The following is a 383-nucleotide window of genomic DNA, read 5'->3' on the forward strand; positions in this document are numbered from 1 at the left end:
CTGCTATAAGTAACAGAAGTTCATCTTTTCTATCCATTTTCATATCTGTCCCCTTCTTCTTATTCCGTTTTGTTCCTTTTCATACCCTGTCCTCTCCATCCCTGGGTAGAATGAATCTCCTTTTTTCTGTCTATGGATACGTTTTTAAAGGCTCTCACCAAAATTTTACCCTGTCGAAAAACCTGTAGCGGGAATCGGATGATTTTTCGATATGATGTCCAGGTGGTGCCTTTTACAAATCCACTTAGGAAATTGGTTATATTCCATCAAAAAAAGGAACGTGCAATCCCGTTCCCCCAATATGGTAGTATGATAAGTGTCTAGATGCAGACCGCCGTCCGATACAAGGAAGTACATTCCTAAAGCATCCACTACCTGTTTTT

The 383-nt window shown here is 40.2% G+C and carries 1 protein-coding gene; it reads right to left on the bottom strand.

Annotated features, from left to right (window positions below; all coding sequences use genetic code 11):
* Window positions 1-165 precede the first annotated feature (165 nt).
* Window positions 166-383: DUF6100 family protein (locus tag NE664_15630; GenBank protein MCQ4728064.1), on the bottom strand; the 218-nt coding region annotated here is incomplete at its 5' end.

The organism is Anaerotignum faecicola (genome assembly GCA_024460105.1).
Lineage (GTDB): Bacteria > Bacillota > Clostridia > Lachnospirales > Anaerotignaceae > JANFXS01.